At 61.0% G+C, this 15,132-nt stretch carries 15 protein-coding genes; 8 read left to right on the top strand and 7 right to left on the bottom strand.

All coding sequences use genetic code 11. The annotated features are described in order from the left end of the window. Positions 1–45: 45 nt before the first annotated feature. Both ACZ25R_RS10055 and ACZ25R_RS10060 read left to right on the top strand, forming a co-directional pair. Positions 46–366 carry a 2Fe-2S iron-sulfur cluster-binding protein gene (locus ACZ25R_RS10055; protein ID WP_240370589.1) on the top strand — a complete coding sequence of 107 codons (321 nt, stop codon included), beginning with the start codon at positions 46–48 and terminating at the stop codon, positions 364–366. A 109-nt stretch (positions 367–475) separates the two neighbouring features. Then, on the top strand, positions 476–1,501 hold the full coding sequence (locus ACZ25R_RS10060; protein WP_472460883.1) for an NAD(P)/FAD-dependent oxidoreductase: 1,026 nt from the start codon (positions 476–478) through the stop codon (positions 1,499–1,501). Positions 1,502–1,532: 31 nt separating this feature from the next. On the opposite strand, the gene ACZ25R_RS10065 is transcribed toward ACZ25R_RS10060, so the two are convergent. Beyond that, on the bottom strand, positions 1,533–2,153 hold the full coding sequence (locus ACZ25R_RS10065; RefSeq protein ID WP_403176209.1) for a DUF922 domain-containing Zn-dependent protease: 621 nt from the start codon (positions 2,151–2,153) through the stop codon (positions 1,533–1,535). 138 nt (positions 2,154–2,291) lie between these two features. Between ACZ25R_RS10065 and folP the strand changes: the two genes are divergently transcribed. Together folP and folK are read left to right on the top strand one after the other, a co-directional pair. Beyond that, entirely contained in the window at positions 2,292–3,131 is an 840-nt protein-coding gene (gene folP / locus ACZ25R_RS10070; protein WP_472460884.1) for a dihydropteroate synthase, read from the top strand. Next, positions 3,128–3,652: a 2-amino-4-hydroxy-6-hydroxymethyldihydropteridine diphosphokinase gene (gene folK, locus ACZ25R_RS10075; RefSeq protein WP_472460885.1), complete on the top strand. Its 525-nt coding sequence runs from the start codon at positions 3,128–3,130 to the stop codon at positions 3,650–3,652. The genes folP and folK overlap by 4 nt, the downstream gene beginning before the upstream one ends. Here the strand turns inward: folK and ACZ25R_RS10080 are convergent, their stop codons facing one another. From ACZ25R_RS10080 to ACZ25R_RS10095, 4 genes are all read right to left on the bottom strand, one after another. Continuing rightward, on the bottom strand, positions 3,653–4,195 hold the full coding sequence (locus ACZ25R_RS10080) for a hypothetical protein (RefSeq protein ID WP_464660996.1): 543 nt from the start codon (positions 4,193–4,195) through the stop codon (positions 3,653–3,655). 106 nt (positions 4,196–4,301) lie between these two features. Next, positions 4,302–5,387, bottom strand: a complete 1,086-nt coding sequence (locus ACZ25R_RS10085) for a YcjF family protein (RefSeq protein WP_472460886.1) — start codon at positions 5,385–5,387, stop codon at positions 4,302–4,304. Beyond that, complete coding sequence (locus tag ACZ25R_RS10090; protein ID WP_472460887.1) at positions 5,384–6,847, bottom strand: YcjX family GTP-binding protein; 1,464 nt, start codon at positions 6,845–6,847, stop codon at positions 5,384–5,386. The genes ACZ25R_RS10085 and ACZ25R_RS10090 overlap by 4 nt, the downstream gene beginning before the upstream one ends. A gap of 78 nt (positions 6,848–6,925) precedes the next feature. Beyond that, positions 6,926–7,441, bottom strand: a complete 516-nt coding sequence (locus tag ACZ25R_RS10095) for a SixA phosphatase family protein (protein WP_472460888.1) — start codon at positions 7,439–7,441, stop codon at positions 6,926–6,928. Between the two features lie 638 nt (positions 7,442–8,079). Here ACZ25R_RS10095 and dksA point away from each other — a divergent pair. Continuing rightward, a complete protein-coding gene (dksA, locus tag ACZ25R_RS10100; RefSeq protein WP_091877580.1) occupies positions 8,080–8,496 on the top strand; it encodes an RNA polymerase-binding protein DksA in 417 nt (138 codons plus the stop codon). A gap of 72 nt (positions 8,497–8,568) precedes the next feature. On the opposite strand, the gene ACZ25R_RS10105 is transcribed toward dksA, so the two are convergent. Continuing rightward, positions 8,569–9,657, bottom strand: coding sequence for a hypothetical protein (locus tag ACZ25R_RS10105; protein WP_472460889.1), 1,089 nt, complete (start codon positions 9,655–9,657; stop codon positions 8,569–8,571). A gap of 337 nt (positions 9,658–9,994) precedes the next feature. Between ACZ25R_RS10105 and cckA the strand changes: the two genes are divergently transcribed. After that, entirely contained in the window at positions 9,995–12,583 is a 2,589-nt protein-coding gene (cckA, locus tag ACZ25R_RS10110) for a cell cycle histidine kinase CckA (RefSeq protein ID WP_464660988.1), read from the top strand. Positions 12,584–12,671: 88 nt separating this feature from the next. Beyond that, positions 12,672–13,367 carry an ArsR/SmtB family transcription factor gene (locus ACZ25R_RS10115; protein ID WP_472460890.1) on the top strand — a complete coding sequence of 232 codons (696 nt, stop codon included), beginning with the start codon at positions 12,672–12,674 and terminating at the stop codon, positions 13,365–13,367. 180 nt (positions 13,368–13,547) lie between these two features. Here ACZ25R_RS10115 and ACZ25R_RS10120 read toward each other — a convergent pair whose 3' ends face one another. Continuing rightward, positions 13,548–14,261: an SDR family oxidoreductase gene (locus ACZ25R_RS10120; RefSeq protein WP_472460891.1), complete on the bottom strand. Its 714-nt coding sequence runs from the start codon at positions 14,259–14,261 to the stop codon at positions 13,548–13,550. 322 nt (positions 14,262–14,583) lie between these two features. Here ACZ25R_RS10120 and ACZ25R_RS10125 point away from each other — a divergent pair, with 322 nt between their 5' ends. Then, on the top strand, positions 14,584–15,108 hold the full coding sequence (locus ACZ25R_RS10125; RefSeq protein ID WP_472460892.1) for a GNAT family N-acetyltransferase: 525 nt from the start codon (positions 14,584–14,586) through the stop codon (positions 15,106–15,108). Positions 15,109–15,132 lie beyond the last annotated feature (24 nt).

The raw sequence follows: 15,132 nt of genomic DNA on the forward strand, positions 1-15,132 counted from the left end.
CAAATCCCTATCTCAGCGGTAACTTTTCTGCTTGGGGCTTTTTTCATGGCAAAGATCACGTTTGTCACTTTCGATGGCGTCCGGATTGAAACGGAAGCCGAGAACGGCTCGACCGTGATGGAAAGTGCCATCCGCAACGCCGTGCCGGGCATCGACGCGGAATGCGGCGGTGCCTGCGCCTGCGCGACCTGCCATGTCTATGTCGACGGCGCATGGAAGGACGCGGCCGGAGAGCCGGAAGCCATGGAAGAAGACATGCTGGACTTCGCCTATGACGTGCGTCCGAGCTCGCGCCTGTCCTGCCAGATTCGCGTTTCCGATGAACTGGACGGGCTTGTCGTGCATGTTCCGGAACGTCAGGCCTGACATTCCGCATATTTTGCCTGATATTTTCTCACCGACCGATTAGAATTGCTCCATTCCAGACCGCGGGCGGGTATGAAATACTGCACTGGTTTGTCATGAGGAATTGTCGATGAGTGAAATAACCAAAACGGACGTTGTGATCATTGGTGCCGGGCCTGTCGGCCTCTTTGCCGTGTTCGAACTCGGCCTTTACGATCTCAAATGCCATCTGATCGATATTCTCGACCGTCCCGGCGGCCAATGCGCCGAGCTCTACCCGGAAAAGCCGATCTATGACATTCCCGCCTGGCCCGAGATCAGCGGGCAGGGTCTGACGGACAAGCTGTTGGAGCAGATCAAGCCGTTCGCGCCGCAATTTCATTTCAACCGCATGGTCACCCGGCTGGAACGCCAGCCCGATGGCCAGTTCCACGTGGAAACGGACGAAGGCGAGATTTTTGAGACCAAAGTGGTGGTGATCGCCGCCGGCGGCGGCTCCTTCCAGCCAAAGCGCCCACCGGTTCCCGGCATCGAAGCCTTCGAGGGCAAGAGCGTCTTTTATTCGGTGCGCCGCATGGAAGAGTTCCGTGACGAAGACGTGCTGATTGTCGGCGGCGGCGATTCGGCGCTGGACTGGGCGCTGAACCTGCAGCCCATCGCCCGCAGTTTGACCGTGGTGCATCGCCGTGCCGAATTCCGCGCGGCACCCGACAGCGTCAAGAAAATGTTCGAACTGGTCGAGCGTGGCAGCGTGCGGTTCGAGCTTGGACAGGTTTCCGGCCTGACGGGTACCGACGGGCAGCTGTCCAGCGCCACGATCAAGGCTGCGGAGGGAGAGACGGAGATTCCGGTCACCCGCCTGCTGCCGTTCTTCGGTTTGACGATGAAACTCGGCCCGATTGCCGATTGGGGGCTGAACCTGCATGAGAATCTCATACCGGTGAATGTCGAAACCTTCGAAACCTCTGAACCGGGGATTTTCGCCATCGGCGACATCAACTGGTATCCCGGCAAGCTGAAGCTGATCCTGTCCGGTTTCCACGAGGCCGCGCTGATGACCCAGGCGGCCAAGCGCATCGTCAGCCCCGGCGAGCGGGTGGTGTTCCAGTATACGACCTCATCGACCAGCCTGCAGAAGAAGCTGGGCGTCGCTTGAAAGATGAACCGGCGCGTCAGCGCCGGTCACACTATCCCTTTTTCTTTTCCATCTCACGCTGGATGCGGAATATGAGCAGCCGTTCGAAGCGGCGCTCAAAATTCTTTCCCTCCACGCGGTCAAACTGAATCTGCGCAGCGTCCTGCTCCTTCATCAGCTTGACCATGAGCTTGGCCGCATCGGCTTTCATCTCTTCGCAATTGCTGCGCCAGGGCAGGGCCTTCATCGCCCGTTCCATATCGCCGGCGGCGGTGCGGGCGATCACGATATGGCTCTCTTCATGACGTTTGATATCGGCCGACAGCGTATCCCAGATCATGGCGAGATCGGGCTTGGCCGAAGCGCGCTGTTTCCAGCGCGGCAGGTGGACCTGGGCGTGAATGGTGATGTTTGCCTCGACAACCCGGCAGCTCTTGCCGTCGGAGCCGTATTTGACCTTGGTGTTGAACCGCATCTGTGTCGCGCCGGGATGGCGAGGCCCGGTCTTGTGCAGTTGCGGCCCACGCCGGCTCAACTCGCGGTCGAGATCGGCGGCGGTCGTGCCGGACAGGGTGAAATACTTGTAATTGCGCAGGACCACGGCCGCATTGGCGCTTTCTGTCGCGAGCAGGCATGCGAGTGCGAGAGCCGCCGTTCTGACAATCGTTTTCATGGGGACTGGTCCTTCATTTCGGCCAAAGCCTGCCTGTGCTCCCGATACTGTAGCGCCAAAAACGTTGCGGATGAATTGACGTGACGGCCGTTCTGTTCAAAAACAACTGCAGCAGTACAGTCTTGAAAGGAGCATCCCATGCAAAGAGAGTGGCGTCTGGCGCATGGGCGATCCCTCACCCTCGGGCCGGTGTCTGTCATCATGGGTGTTCTCAATGTCACGCCGGATTCGTTTTCCGATGGCGGCGTGCATCTGGCGCTGGACAAGGCCATCGAGGGGGCGAGGGCGATGATTGCCGAGGGGGCAACCATCATCGATGTCGGCGGCGAGTCGACCCGTCCCGGCGCAACCCGCGTCGATCCCCGGACCGAACAAGCGCGGGTACTTCCGGTGATTGAAGCCCTGGCCGGGCAAACCGATGTGCTCATTTCCGTCGATACCTATCGCGAGGAAACCGCGCGGCTGGCCGTTGCCGCCGGTGCGCATATCGTCAATGACGTGTGGGGTGTCCAGCGCGAACCGGCGATTGCCGATCTTGCGGCGGAAACCGGTGCAGGGCTTGTCATCATGCATACGGGCCGGGAGCGGGAGCGCGATCCGGATGTCATCGTTGACCAATTCGCTTTCCTCAACCGGTCGCTGGAGATCGCCAGGCTGGCCGGCGTGGCGCGCGAGCAGATCGTGCTCGATCCGGGATTCGGCTTTGCCAAGGAAACCGAGGAGAACCTTGCTTTGATGCGGCGGTTCGGCGAGCTGCAGGCCTTTGGCTATCCTTTCCTGGCGGGTACGTCGCGCAAGCGTTTCCTCGGCGCGGTGACGGAGCGCGATGCGGACCAGCGCGACGTGGTCACGGCCGCGACATCCGCGATCCTGCGGCTGGCCGGTGCGGATGTGTTTCGCGTGCATGATGTCAGGATGAACCGGGATGCGCTGGCCATTGCCGATGCCATGCTTGCAACCCGGAGTGCCGGGACATGAGCCCCGTGCACAAGGCGTGGCTGGGACTGGGCGGCAATATCGGCGAACCCGTGCAGTCGATGGCGGAAGCCCTGCAGGCCCTCGACCGCCGCGATGATACGCGGGTTGCTGCCGTTTCGCCGGTTTACCGGACGCCGCCGTGGGGAAAGATCGATCAGGCGTGGTTTCACAATGCCTGTGCCTGTGTCGAAACATCCCTCGAACCGGAAGCTTTGCTGGCGGCCACGCTGGATATCGAGCGCCGGATGAAACGGGAGCGGATCGAACGCTGGGGACCGCGCATCATCGACATCGACCTTTTGGCCTATGAGGGCACGGAGCGCTTTGAAAGCCCGACGCTGACACTGCCGCATCCGCGCATGACGGAACGGGCCTTCGTGCTGGTGCCGCTCGGCGATATCGCGCCGGACCTTGTGGTCAGCGGCAAAAGCATTGCCGGATGGGCTGTCCTGTGTGACCGTTCCGGCATAGAAAAAGCCCGCGACGAGGCGGGCTGGTGGCGCGACAACCGAACGGATTGATCAGTTCTTGGCGATGCTGCTGACCGCGGTGTTGTCCACCCGCTTCAGGGTCATGCCGACAACCGGGATCAGCGTATCTTCCAGCCGCACGGATATGGTGACGTTCAGCGTGTTGTCGCCGGTAAACTTGGCCAGCATTGCGCCGGTCAGCTGTTTGCGGGTGATGTTCAGGACAACCCGGTCGCCGGCAACGCTGCCGCCGGTGATATCAAGGCCCTTGCCCGCCGCACCGTCGAGGAACGTGCCCTTGTAGGTGCCGCCGGAACGGGCGATGGTTGCCTTCATCGGCTGGTTGAAAATGCCGACACGGCAATTGCCGTCCAGTGTCATGCCTGCGGTCTCATCGGGCGTTGAACCGTCGAGCGTGCAGGTGAATTTCGTGCCTTTGTACTTGCCGGCAACGATCTCGCCGGGACCAACCCACTGGCCTTCGACGGTCTGAAAGAACTCGGTGTCCTTGTCTTTGTCCTTGGCTTGTGCGGAAAACGCGAAGAGCGCGCATGCGAACAAAGATATGGTAGCGGCAGCTGCGCGTGTTTTCATTGGGGTTACTCAACACAAATCATTGAAATGACGATGACCGATCATCGGTTGGAATGGTTAACGGATGGTTGCCATTCCTGCCGAAATTGCAACCCCGTCCACAGGATTATTGTTTTTTCCCGCCGCCGATACGGGCAAGATCCCCAATAAAATCGCTGATCCCCGGGCGTTTTTCCGCATTGAACGGAAACGGGCGGACCAGATCCATTGCGGAAATGCCGATGCGCGCGGTCATCAGGCCGTTGATGACGCCTTCGCCCAGCCGCGCCGAGAGCTTTGCGGCGAGCCCGTGGCCGACAAGCTGCTGGACGATGCTGTCGCCCATGGCCACGGTGCCGGTGACGGTGAGATGGGCGATCACGTTGCGGGTCAGCTTGAGGAAGCCCAGCGTGCCGGGGCGTCCGCCATAGAGTTCCGACAGGCGGCGGATCAGCCGGGCCGACTCGAAAATCACGTAGCCGATATCGACGAGGGCGCGCGGACTGACGGCGGTGACAACCGAAACGCGCTTTGCAGCGGCGAGAATGAGTTCGCGCGCCTGCCGATCGAGTGGGCGCAGCAATTCGGTTTCCGTCAGGCGGATGAGATCGCGTCCGTCGATCACGTCGTCGCGCAGGTCGTGCAGCAGGGCACGGCCCTTGGCGGTCGCCGGCATGGTCTCGGCGATGGTAACCAGCCGCGCGACGGCGGTCTTGGCCTGCCGTGCGTCATTATCGGCCGCCGCCTTGGCCGCTTCGTCGCGCAGCGATTGTACGGACGCGAGGCGGCGCAGGGCAAGGGTTTCGCGGATGACGATGGCCAGTAGCGAAAGGGCGGCGACGATGCCGACGGCAAGCGCCGCCCAGCCAAGCCAGGGCGCGCGCTCGAACAGGGTACGGATGAGATTGTCGGCCCATAGCCCGACGGCGAGCGATACCAATACGCCGAGGGAGCCGGTCAGCACGGACGCAAAGGAGAACCGTTTCTTGCGCGGCAGGGCTGGGGGCGGGGTCAAGGCATCCAGTTCATCTGCCGTTGCGGCATCGAGGTCGAACACATCAACGGGTGCCGGTGTGATCACCGCGATATCCCTGATTGCGGTGGGCCTGCGGGCTTCGGCGGGTTTGTGCGTCGTTTCCGTCCTGGCGCGCGCGGTTGCCTCTGGCGGGGCCATGCGGAAGGCTGCAGGTTTGCGTGGGGTGCTGTCGGTCATGCGAGGCGGTCTCCGATCAGGAACTGAAGCGCGCGATCAAGCCGGATATGCGGCAGTGAGAGTGTAAACCCTTCTGCGGTCTTTTCGAGTACCGGCGGACGGAAACGGACGAAGCGAATGGCCGGATCTTCAGAAACCGATTCCGGTCCTTCGAAAATTGAATCCGGTCTTTCCGGTAAGTCACCGGGAAATATGGCTGTTTCCGTCTTGCCGTCGAAGTGTTCGCCGTCGATCGCTTCGCCCTTCAGCGGCGTTCCGACGATGACGGGGAGGATTTCCTTGCCCTGGGTGACGGTTGCCTCGCGCGTGGTGCGCACCGCGGCCATGGCCAGCACGTCGACATTCGCGCCGGAAAAGTCAGCACGGCCGACGGCCCGGTCCACCAAGCGGCGGACGATGGCCTGCAGCCGGTCATGGCTTTCATGGTGCAGATGATCGGCCTTGGTTGCGGCTATGAGAATACGGCCGATGCGCCGCTGGACAAGCCCGGTGAGGAAATTGGTGCTGCCGGGACGAAAGCAGGAGAGGATTTCCGTCAGGGCACGCTCGAGATCGGCAATGGCGGACGATCCAGCATTCATCGCCTGCATGGCATCGACCAGCACGATCTGCCGGTCGAGCCGGGCAATGTGCTCGCGGAAAAACGGTTTGACCACATGGGTCTTGTAGGCCTCGTAGCGGCGCTCCATCATGGCGGCCAGCGAGCCGGGGCGGAACTTGCCGGATTTGAGATTGGGCAGAGGGGCGAAGGTGAGGGCGGGCGAGCCGTCGAGATCGCCGGGCATCAGAAAACGGCCGGGCGGCAGCGTCGACAATGCGCGCTCGTCTGCCTTTCCCGCTTTGAGGTAGCCGGTGAAACTGCGCGCAAGTCGCTGCGCCGTTACTTCGTCGGCCTGCGCATCGGCATCAATGGCATCCGCCACGGCAAGCCACTCGCTTGCGAGCTCGCGGCGGCTTTCAAGGCGCGCCAGATCGAAGGAGTCGCTGGAGAATTCGGCAAAGGACTTGTTGAGGAGCGGCAGGTCGAGCAGCCATTCGCCGGGATAATCGACAATATCGAGGGAAAGCTTGCCGCCGGAAAACACGCGGTTCCACATCGACGCGGATTCGTATTCGATGGTCAGCCGCAGTTCCGAAATGGCCCGGGTGGAATCCGGCCAGATACGGTCCTCGATGAGCGCCTTGAGGTGGTCCTCATACTGGAAGCGCGGTACGGCGTCGTCCGGCTGCTCCTCCAGATAGGCCTTGGCGATCCGGCCGGATTTCTGCGCTTCGAACATCGGCAGCCTGCCGCCGTGGATGAGGTTGTGCACCAGCGCAGTGATGAAAACGGTCTTGCCCGCCCGGGAAAGGCCGGTCACACCAAGCCGGAGCGAGGGCGAAACCAGTCCCGCGGTCCGATCCGCCAGGGTATCGAGGGCGATCTTTGCCTCGTCGGTCAGTGTTGTCAGTGTTCCCAAGTCAATCGTCCTGCACTTTCGCCCGTTCTCGGCCCGGATATAGGGGTGACACGTCTAATGACAAGACGTTGGCTTTTTTCAGAGGTGCTCGGACGGCGACAGGAACGTGCTCAGCGTCCCGGTTCCATGGCGGATTTCCGCCAGGGGAGCGGCAAAATCAATGACGGCGAGCCCCGCCGTGGGAAAACCGGCTGCGAAGGTGGGGTGAGCGGGCGGATCGCCGCGCCCGGCAAGGGCAATGGCCACATCCTCCATCATCGGATTATGGCCGACCAGCATGACGGAATGGGCATTTTCATGCTCAAGCCCCGCCATGCGGATGGCTGTCAGATAGTTGTCGGCGCTGCCGGAATAGAGTTTTTCCAGATCTTCCAGAATGAAGGAGGGTTGCAGGGCGATATGCTCCAGTGTCTGCCTTGCCCGAACGGCGGTCGAGCAGAGGACGATGTCCGGCCGCAGCCCGAACCGCTTCATCTCTTCGCCGAGAACGGTTGCCGATTGAATCCCGACGGAATCCAAAGTCCGGTCAAAGTCTTTTTGCCCGGGAGATGGCCAGACTGCTTTGGCATGGCGGAGTAAATAGACCTGGCTCATCTTTAGGGTCCGGACCCGTTAATCTGGTCGAAATGGTATGAGGCTTTTCGTTCGGATACAAGGAGCAAAGGCGATGGCAATGTGGTTCATTTTCAAGCCTTTGCGACGACGTAGCCGGGCGAAAAGACCATATCCTCCGGACGCCGAAACGGCTGCAAGCTGCAGTGTCGAGCCGCTCGGTCGGGGGAAAGGCCTCGCCCTTCACGCCTCTCCTCGCATCTTCTTGCCGTTTCAGGCGCCCTTTCGATCAGATTAATGGGTCTGGACCCTTAACCCCACAGTGTTTTGGTTCTTTTAGGACACAATGAATGGATAAACCTCCGCGGCAAATGACACAATTCTCAAATAATTGTGCAAAACCGGCCTGTCCTATTTATGGGCGGCCTGCATTTCTGCGAGGCATTGGTTAAACAGCGCCAGCGGATACTGGCGGCCAAAACCGGGATTTTGCCGTATTTTCGGCTGGAATATCGCATTTTATGTCGAGATGACCCGCATTTGGCGGATTGTTTGCCGATTATTTAAGCAAAATCGCTTTGTTCGAATCCCTTAACAGCCTGTCGTTTTGCAGTTGTGCGGCTTTGTGACACGACCTATATAGGCCTCCTCGCGTCTCATAGGTGCAGGGTGATTCAAAGATGAATAAACTTATCGATCTTGACTATAAGCCCACGGATGACGAGCCTTTCATGAGTGATCGGCAGAAATCCTATTTTCGTGAAAAACTAATCAACTGGAAGAACGACATTCTGCGGGAAGCGCGTGAAACGCTTGAGATCCTGCAGCAGGAAAATGCGAACCTGCCAGATATCGCTGATCGTGCATCGTCCGAAACGGACCGTGCGATCGAGTTGCGGGCGCGTGACCGGCAGCGCAAACTGATCTCAAAGATCGATGCAGCCTTGCAGCGCATTGATGACGGAACATACGGGTTTTGCGAGGAGACCGGTGATCCGATCAGCTTGAAGCGTCTGGATGCACGGCCGATAGCTACACTTTCCATTGAGGCGCAGGAACGTCACGAACGACGCGAGAAAGTCTACCGCGACGATTGATGCGACCTTGATGAACCAATAAAAAAGCCCGGATCGTTCCGGGCTTTTTTATTGGAGAAGTCTCTCTGAAGACTAACGCTTTTCCGGCCTGGACAGATCGCCGAGCAGGCGCTCCATTTCGTCCTCGATGCTGCCGGTCTCCTTGCGCACTTCCTCATCGGGCGTGATGTGGAGTTCGCCTTCGAGATCCGACTCGAACGCATCGCCGAAATCAAGGTCCGCCAGATTGATGTCCGGTTCCTTCGCCTTGGCCGGGCCGAGAATTTCCAGCGACGAATCTTCGTGGATGGACCTTACGCCTTCACTCTGCACGGCGAAGGGGAACGCCGCCGCCGTGGTGGTTCTGGTTTCCACAGGCGTCTTGGTTTCCGGATGTGTCTCGTCAAAATGCGGCAGGGCATCGATGTGCGGTTCACTGCGCTGGCTTGCACCAAAGGACGGCGAGGCCGTCCGCTGCCAGCCATTGTCCCTATGCGGCGCCTCGATATGGGGTGTCCCGGCAGGCTGCTGCGCGGCTGCGGGTGGCGATACGGCATCGGGCGCACTGGCGATCGGAGGAATGGGCGCCATGGGTGGAACGGGCGGCAGCGGCGTTGCTGCCGTGATGGGGCGCTGTGGTTCGGGCTGCACCGTTTCGCGTTGCGCAGCCGCCGCTTGAACCGGAGCGGCCGGACGAACCGGCGCGGGCGGTGTTGCGGGCTGCACCGGCGCTGCAGGCCGGCTGACCGGAGTGACGGGCGGTGAAACGCGCGCCGGAGCCACGGGCTGCGGGCGGGGTGCCTCAACCGGCCGCGCCTCGGCTTTCGGCTCGGCATCCGCCGGAGCGATGGTGGCCGCGGGTTCGACGCGGGACTGCGGCTTGGCAAACTGACGGATATTCTGCTCGATCACCAAATCGCTGGGACCGCCGATCAGGATCAGGTGTTCCACGTCGTCGCGCCGCACCAGAACCAGGCGGCGGCGATTATCGACAGCGGCGGCATCGGTCACCGACAGGCGGACCTGACGGTTGCGCCCGCCGGCGACGAAGGTTCCGCCGGTGACGCGCCGCAGAACGGCAAAGACGAGCAGCAGGAGGACAATGACCAGTGCGAAAAGAAGGATGAACCCGACAATCGGGGCAGCGGTTTCGCCGACGACAGCGACCAGCCAATTATGCATGACGAACTCTCCTATACATTCTCCGGGTCAAAACGCACGTCCCCCGACATGGAACCCGGAGCAATAATCTGTGTGACACTAGTGCGAGCCTTTGCCTGCTGCAACCCTGACGCATCGTCTGGCCTGTGGCTATCGGCTGGTCCCGCCGATCTTGTGCCGCAATTGCCGTGCGAAACCGTGGAATAATGGCTGGTTCTGCACGCTTGGGGTTTATACGGCATCAAAGATATGATCCAAACGATTCGGAACCAGCATTGGTCATACGGACCTCAGCCGGTTCAAAATATTGTGGCCTGCCCGGGCAGCTTCCGCGATGAAAAGAAGGGGTTTGAGACGGATGTCTCAAGAGACGAACAACGATCTTTATCCAGAACCGATCATTGCCAACACAAAGTCGATCAAGGCGGCCTTGCGTCTTGTCATTCTCGGCATTGTGCTGGTCGGCGTTTCCATCCTTTATTTCATCTACCGCGACCAGCTGGGGCAGCAGTTTCTGCTGGGACTGCTCGGCACGCTGGCCATGACCGGCGTGTTCTATCTCTTCGGTTCGGCCATCAATGTCATCCAGTTCACACCGCGCGGCACCAGCGATGAACTGACGCGCGCCTTTGTCGATACGTTTCCCGAGGGCACCGTTGTCACCGACCAGAAGGGCCGTATCGTCTACGCCAACCGGGCCTATGCCCAGTTGACGGGCGTGACCAATTCCAGCGATGTCCGGGCGATAGAGCACATACTTTCCAGTGAAAGCGCCGCTTCCGATCCGATCTACCGGCTGGCCAATGCGGTGCGGGACGGTATTTCCGGCCAGGAGGAGCTGCGCCTGTCGCGGCCGCTCGACCCCGCGCGCGCGCCGATACCGACCTGGTATCGCGTCAAGGCCCGTGCCGTTGCGGGTATTCCCGGTCAGACGGCGCCGGTTTTTGCGTGGCAGATTGCCGATATTTCCGCCGAGCGCGCCGAGCAGGAGCGCTATTTCCAGGATATTCAGGAGGCCATCGATCACCTCGACCATGCCCCGGCGGGCTTTTTCTCCGCCGACCCTGACGGGCGCATCACCTATATCAATGCGACACTGGCCGAATGGCTCGGGATTGACCTGACCAAGTTCACGCCGGGTTCCATGACGGTCCGCGATATCGTCGCGGGCAACGGCATGGCGCTGATCAATGCCGTGAAGACAGAACCGGGTACCAGCCGCAACACGGTGATCGATCTCGATCTGGCCAAGGCGAACGGCCAGAGCCTCGCCGTGCGCTTCTATCACCGCGTGCAGGCGCAGCGCGACGGCAAGAGGGGCCCGACCCGCACAATCGTGCTCAACCGTGCCGAAGGCGAAGACAATTCCGCCGCCCTGCGCGCCGCCGAAGTGCGGTTCACCCGCTTCTTCAACTCGGCGTCCATGGCGATTGCCGCCGTCGACGCGTCCGGCAAGATTTTGCGCACCAATGCGCGGTTCCTCGGCCTGTTCTCGCCCGTGGTGGACCGCGATGCCATCGACCGGCGCGCGCCGCTGGAAACCGTCGTGCATGAGCGCGACAGGGAAGCTTTCGACCGGGCGCTGGCCGCTGCCTTTGCCGGCAAGGCGGAGATTTCGCCGGTCGATACGGTCATTCCCGGGCATGAGGAGCGCCATCTGCGCTTCTACATCAGTCCGGTCTTCGATGCCGGCTCGGAAGAGGGCGCCGAGGAGGCGGCCATCGTTTCCGTCGTGGAAACCACGGAGCAAAAGGCGCTGGAAGCCACCATGGCGCAGAGCCAGAAGATGCAGGCCGTCGGCCAGCTCGCGGGCGGTATCGCCCACGACTTCAACAATGTGCTGACGGCAATCATCATGTCGTCCGATCTGCTGCTCACCAATCACCGGGCGTCCGATCCGTCCTTTGCCGACATCATGAACATCAAGCAGAACGCCAACCGCGCGGCATCGCTGGTGCGGCAGCTCCTGGCATTCTCGCGGCGCCAGACCCTGCGTCCGGAAGTGCTTGACCTGACCGATGTCATCGCTGATGTGCGCATGCTGCTGACGCGGCTTGCGGGAACGCAGGTCAACCTCAAGATCGAACACGGCCGCGACCTGTGGCCGGTGCGCGCCGATCTCGGCCAGTTCGAGCAGGTGGTGGTCAATCTGACCGTCAATGCGCGCGATGCCATGCCGGAAGGCGGCGATCTGACCATCCGCACCCGCAATATCGGCGAGAGCGAAAGCGCGGCGCTGAACTACCGCGATCTCCTGCCGGGCGACTATGTCCTGGTCGAGGTGCAGGACAGCGGCACGGGCATGCCGCCCGAGGTCATCGAGAAGATTTTCGAACCGTTCTTCACCACCAAGGAAGTCGGCAAGGGCACCGGTCTCGGGCTTTCCATGGTCTACGGCATCATCAAGCAGACCGGCGGTTCGATCCATTGCGAGTCCGAACTTGGCAAGGGCACCACATTCCGCATCTTCCTGCCGCGCCATGTGGAGGCTCCGGTCCTCAACGCGGCGGGTGAAGTGATTGCGGTTGAAGCGCCGAAGAAGGAAAAGAAGGTCGAGAAGGCCACCGATCTTTCCGGCTCCGCAACGGTTCTCCTGGTCGAGGACGAGGATGCGGTGCGCATGGGCGGTGTCCGGGCCCTGCAGTCGCGCGGTTATACGGTGCACGAGGCGTCCAGCGGTGTCGAAGCGCTTGAAGTGATGAAGGAACTGGGCGGCAAGGTCGATATCATCGTGTCCGACGTGGTGATGCCGGAGATGGACGGCCCGACACTGCTGCGCGAACTGCGCAAGGAATACGGGGATATCAAGTTCATCTTCGTGTCCGGCTATGCGGAAGACGCCTTTGCCCGCAACCTGCCGGAAGATGCCAAATTCGGCTTCCTGCCAAAACCCTTCTCGCTGAAGCAGCTGGCGACGTCGGTCAAGGAAATGCTGGAAAGCGAATAGAGGACGCACTTGATACTTCGAGCGTTTTCGAAGCATCCTTGCCGTGGATAGGCCAGTATCGGCCCGGAAGCAGCCACGGAAGAATGCCATGTCGAACACCGCCAGATTTGCCGAAATCGCCGCGCTGGCCGGAGATCCCGGCCGCGCCAGCATGCTCACGGGCCTGATGGATGGACGGGCGCTGACCGCGGGCGAACTGGCGCAGCTTGCCGGGATTACGGCGCAGACGGCCAGCAGCCATCTCACGCGCATGACGGAGGCCGGGCTTCTGCAGGTGGAAAAGCAGGGCAGGCACCGCTATCACCGGCTGGCATCACCAGCGGTTGCGCAAATGATCGAAAGCATCATGCAGATTGCAACACCCGGCACACCCAGCAAGACCGTGCGCACCGGGCCGCGCGATGCCGCATTGCGGGCCGGGCGCACCTGCTATGACCATCTGGCGGGAAAGCTCGGCGTGTCGATCACCGATGCGCTCGTCGGGGCCGGGCATCTGGAACTCGGGCTCGATGCGGGTGAACTGACGGATAGCGGCCTGTCGCTTTTCGACAGGCTGGGCATGGATGTCGGTGCGATCCATCAGAAGAAGGGCCGTGTCCTGTGCCGCCCCTGTCTCGACTGGAGCGAGCGGCGCCCGCATCTGGCCGGTGCCATCGGTGCCGCATTGTGCAGCCACTGCTTCGACAAGGGGTGGATCCGGCGCGTCGACGGCACGCGCGCCGTATCCGTGACGCCGAATGGCCAGCGGCATCTGCGTGAAGCCCTCGGCGTCAACCTGGTGTAGATCGGGATTAAGAGGTGCGTGGTTCGACAAGCTCACCATGAGGGAAGTGGTTTGGCTGCAAGGCTACTAGGAAACATTACAGGATTAGCTCCCTGCAACCTACTCCATCCCTCATGGTGAGCTTGTCGAACCACGCACCATATGGCAGGGCAGCCTTCGATGTGCTGCCCTTAACGCTGTCTAGACGTGTTTGGTGATCCCGCCATCCACGCGAATGTTCTGCCCCGTGATGTAGCCCGCATCGTCCGACAGCAGGAACGCGGTTGTCTTGGCGATCTCGTTCATGGTGCCGACGCGTTTCATCGGGATGCCGCTCTCGGTGCCCGGCTTGTGATCGAGACTGTCGATAAAGCCGGGAAGCACCGCATTCATGCGGATATTGTCGGCGGCGTAGCGATCCGCGTAAAGTTTTGTATAGGCGCCGACGGCGGCGCGATAGGCGCAGGACACCGGGAAGACGAGGCTGGGCTCGAAAGCGGCGAAGGTGGTGATGTTCACCCAGGCGCCTTTGCCCTGCTTGAGCATATAGGGTGTGACGAGCCGCGCCATGCGCACGACGCTCAGCACCATCAGATCATTGCCAAGCGCCCATTTCTCGTCGGTGATGTCGATGAGGTCACCCTTCGGCGGATGGCCCGTATGGTTGACCACGGCGTCGATGTGCCCATAGGCTTCCGCTGTCTTGGCGACGAGCGTTTCCAGATCCTTGGCTTCTCCGGCCGAACCCTTGATGCCGATTGCACCCAATTCCGCCGCCAGCTCGATGGCGCTGCCGGACGGCGACATCAGGCCGAGCCGGTAGCCTCTGGCGTGCAGCTCGCGCGCGATGCCTGCGCCCATGCCGCGTCCGCCGCCGGTGATGATTGCTACGGGTGATTGTGAGGTCTCAGTCATGCGAAATCCTGTCGGTGTCGTTTGGGTGCGTCGGAGCATGTTGGAATAAGACCGGCGGCGCAAACGAATTCCGCCCGGCATATCGGTCAAAATTTTTGAACCGGGATCAGGTTTTGAATCAGAAACTCTCTTGAAATCACTGATATTGTGGTGAAAGATGGCGGCATGATCCGTCGTTCGAATATCGTGATGCTGTACACCGCACTCCTTTTCAGGGGTGGTGGAGAGCTGTTGCGCTGACGTCGACGCGATCTTTCACCAGACCCTGCCACGAGGCGAGCAGGGTCTGACCTTCGCTCTCCTCGAACAAACGGAGAGCAAGATGCAAGACCAACCTTTATCACCACCCCACGATAGCGCATTCTCGATCCGGGCGGCGCGTGTCGCCGATTTTGAACAGATCAACGCATTGACCAATTTACCCGGTTTTCGTGCCGGTACTTTACGCCTGCCCTTTCAAAGTGCGGAGCAGACCCGCAAATGGCTCGAAAGTCTGGGCGCGGGGACGACAAGCATCGTTGCCGAGATCGATCAGCAGATCGTTGGCCACGCGGGCCTGCATCGCTCCGATGGCAGGCGGGCCCATACGGCGCATCTCGGGCTCGGCGTGCATGACGATTTCACCGGGCGCGGCATCGGCAAGGCGCTGCTGCTTGCCCTGATCGATGCGGCGGACAACTGGCTCAACATCCGGCGCCTGGAATTGACGGTCCATGCCGACAACATCAAAGCCATCGGTCTCTACGAAAAATGCGGCTTCGAGCGGGAAGGCGTGCACCGGGATTATGCCTTCAAGAACGGGCGGTTTGTCGATGCCCTGGCCATGGCGCGGCTACGGCTGATTTAGCCGTTTGCTTTCCATATTTTGCCG

Source organism: Phyllobacterium sp. RCAM01083, assembly GCF_055685835.1.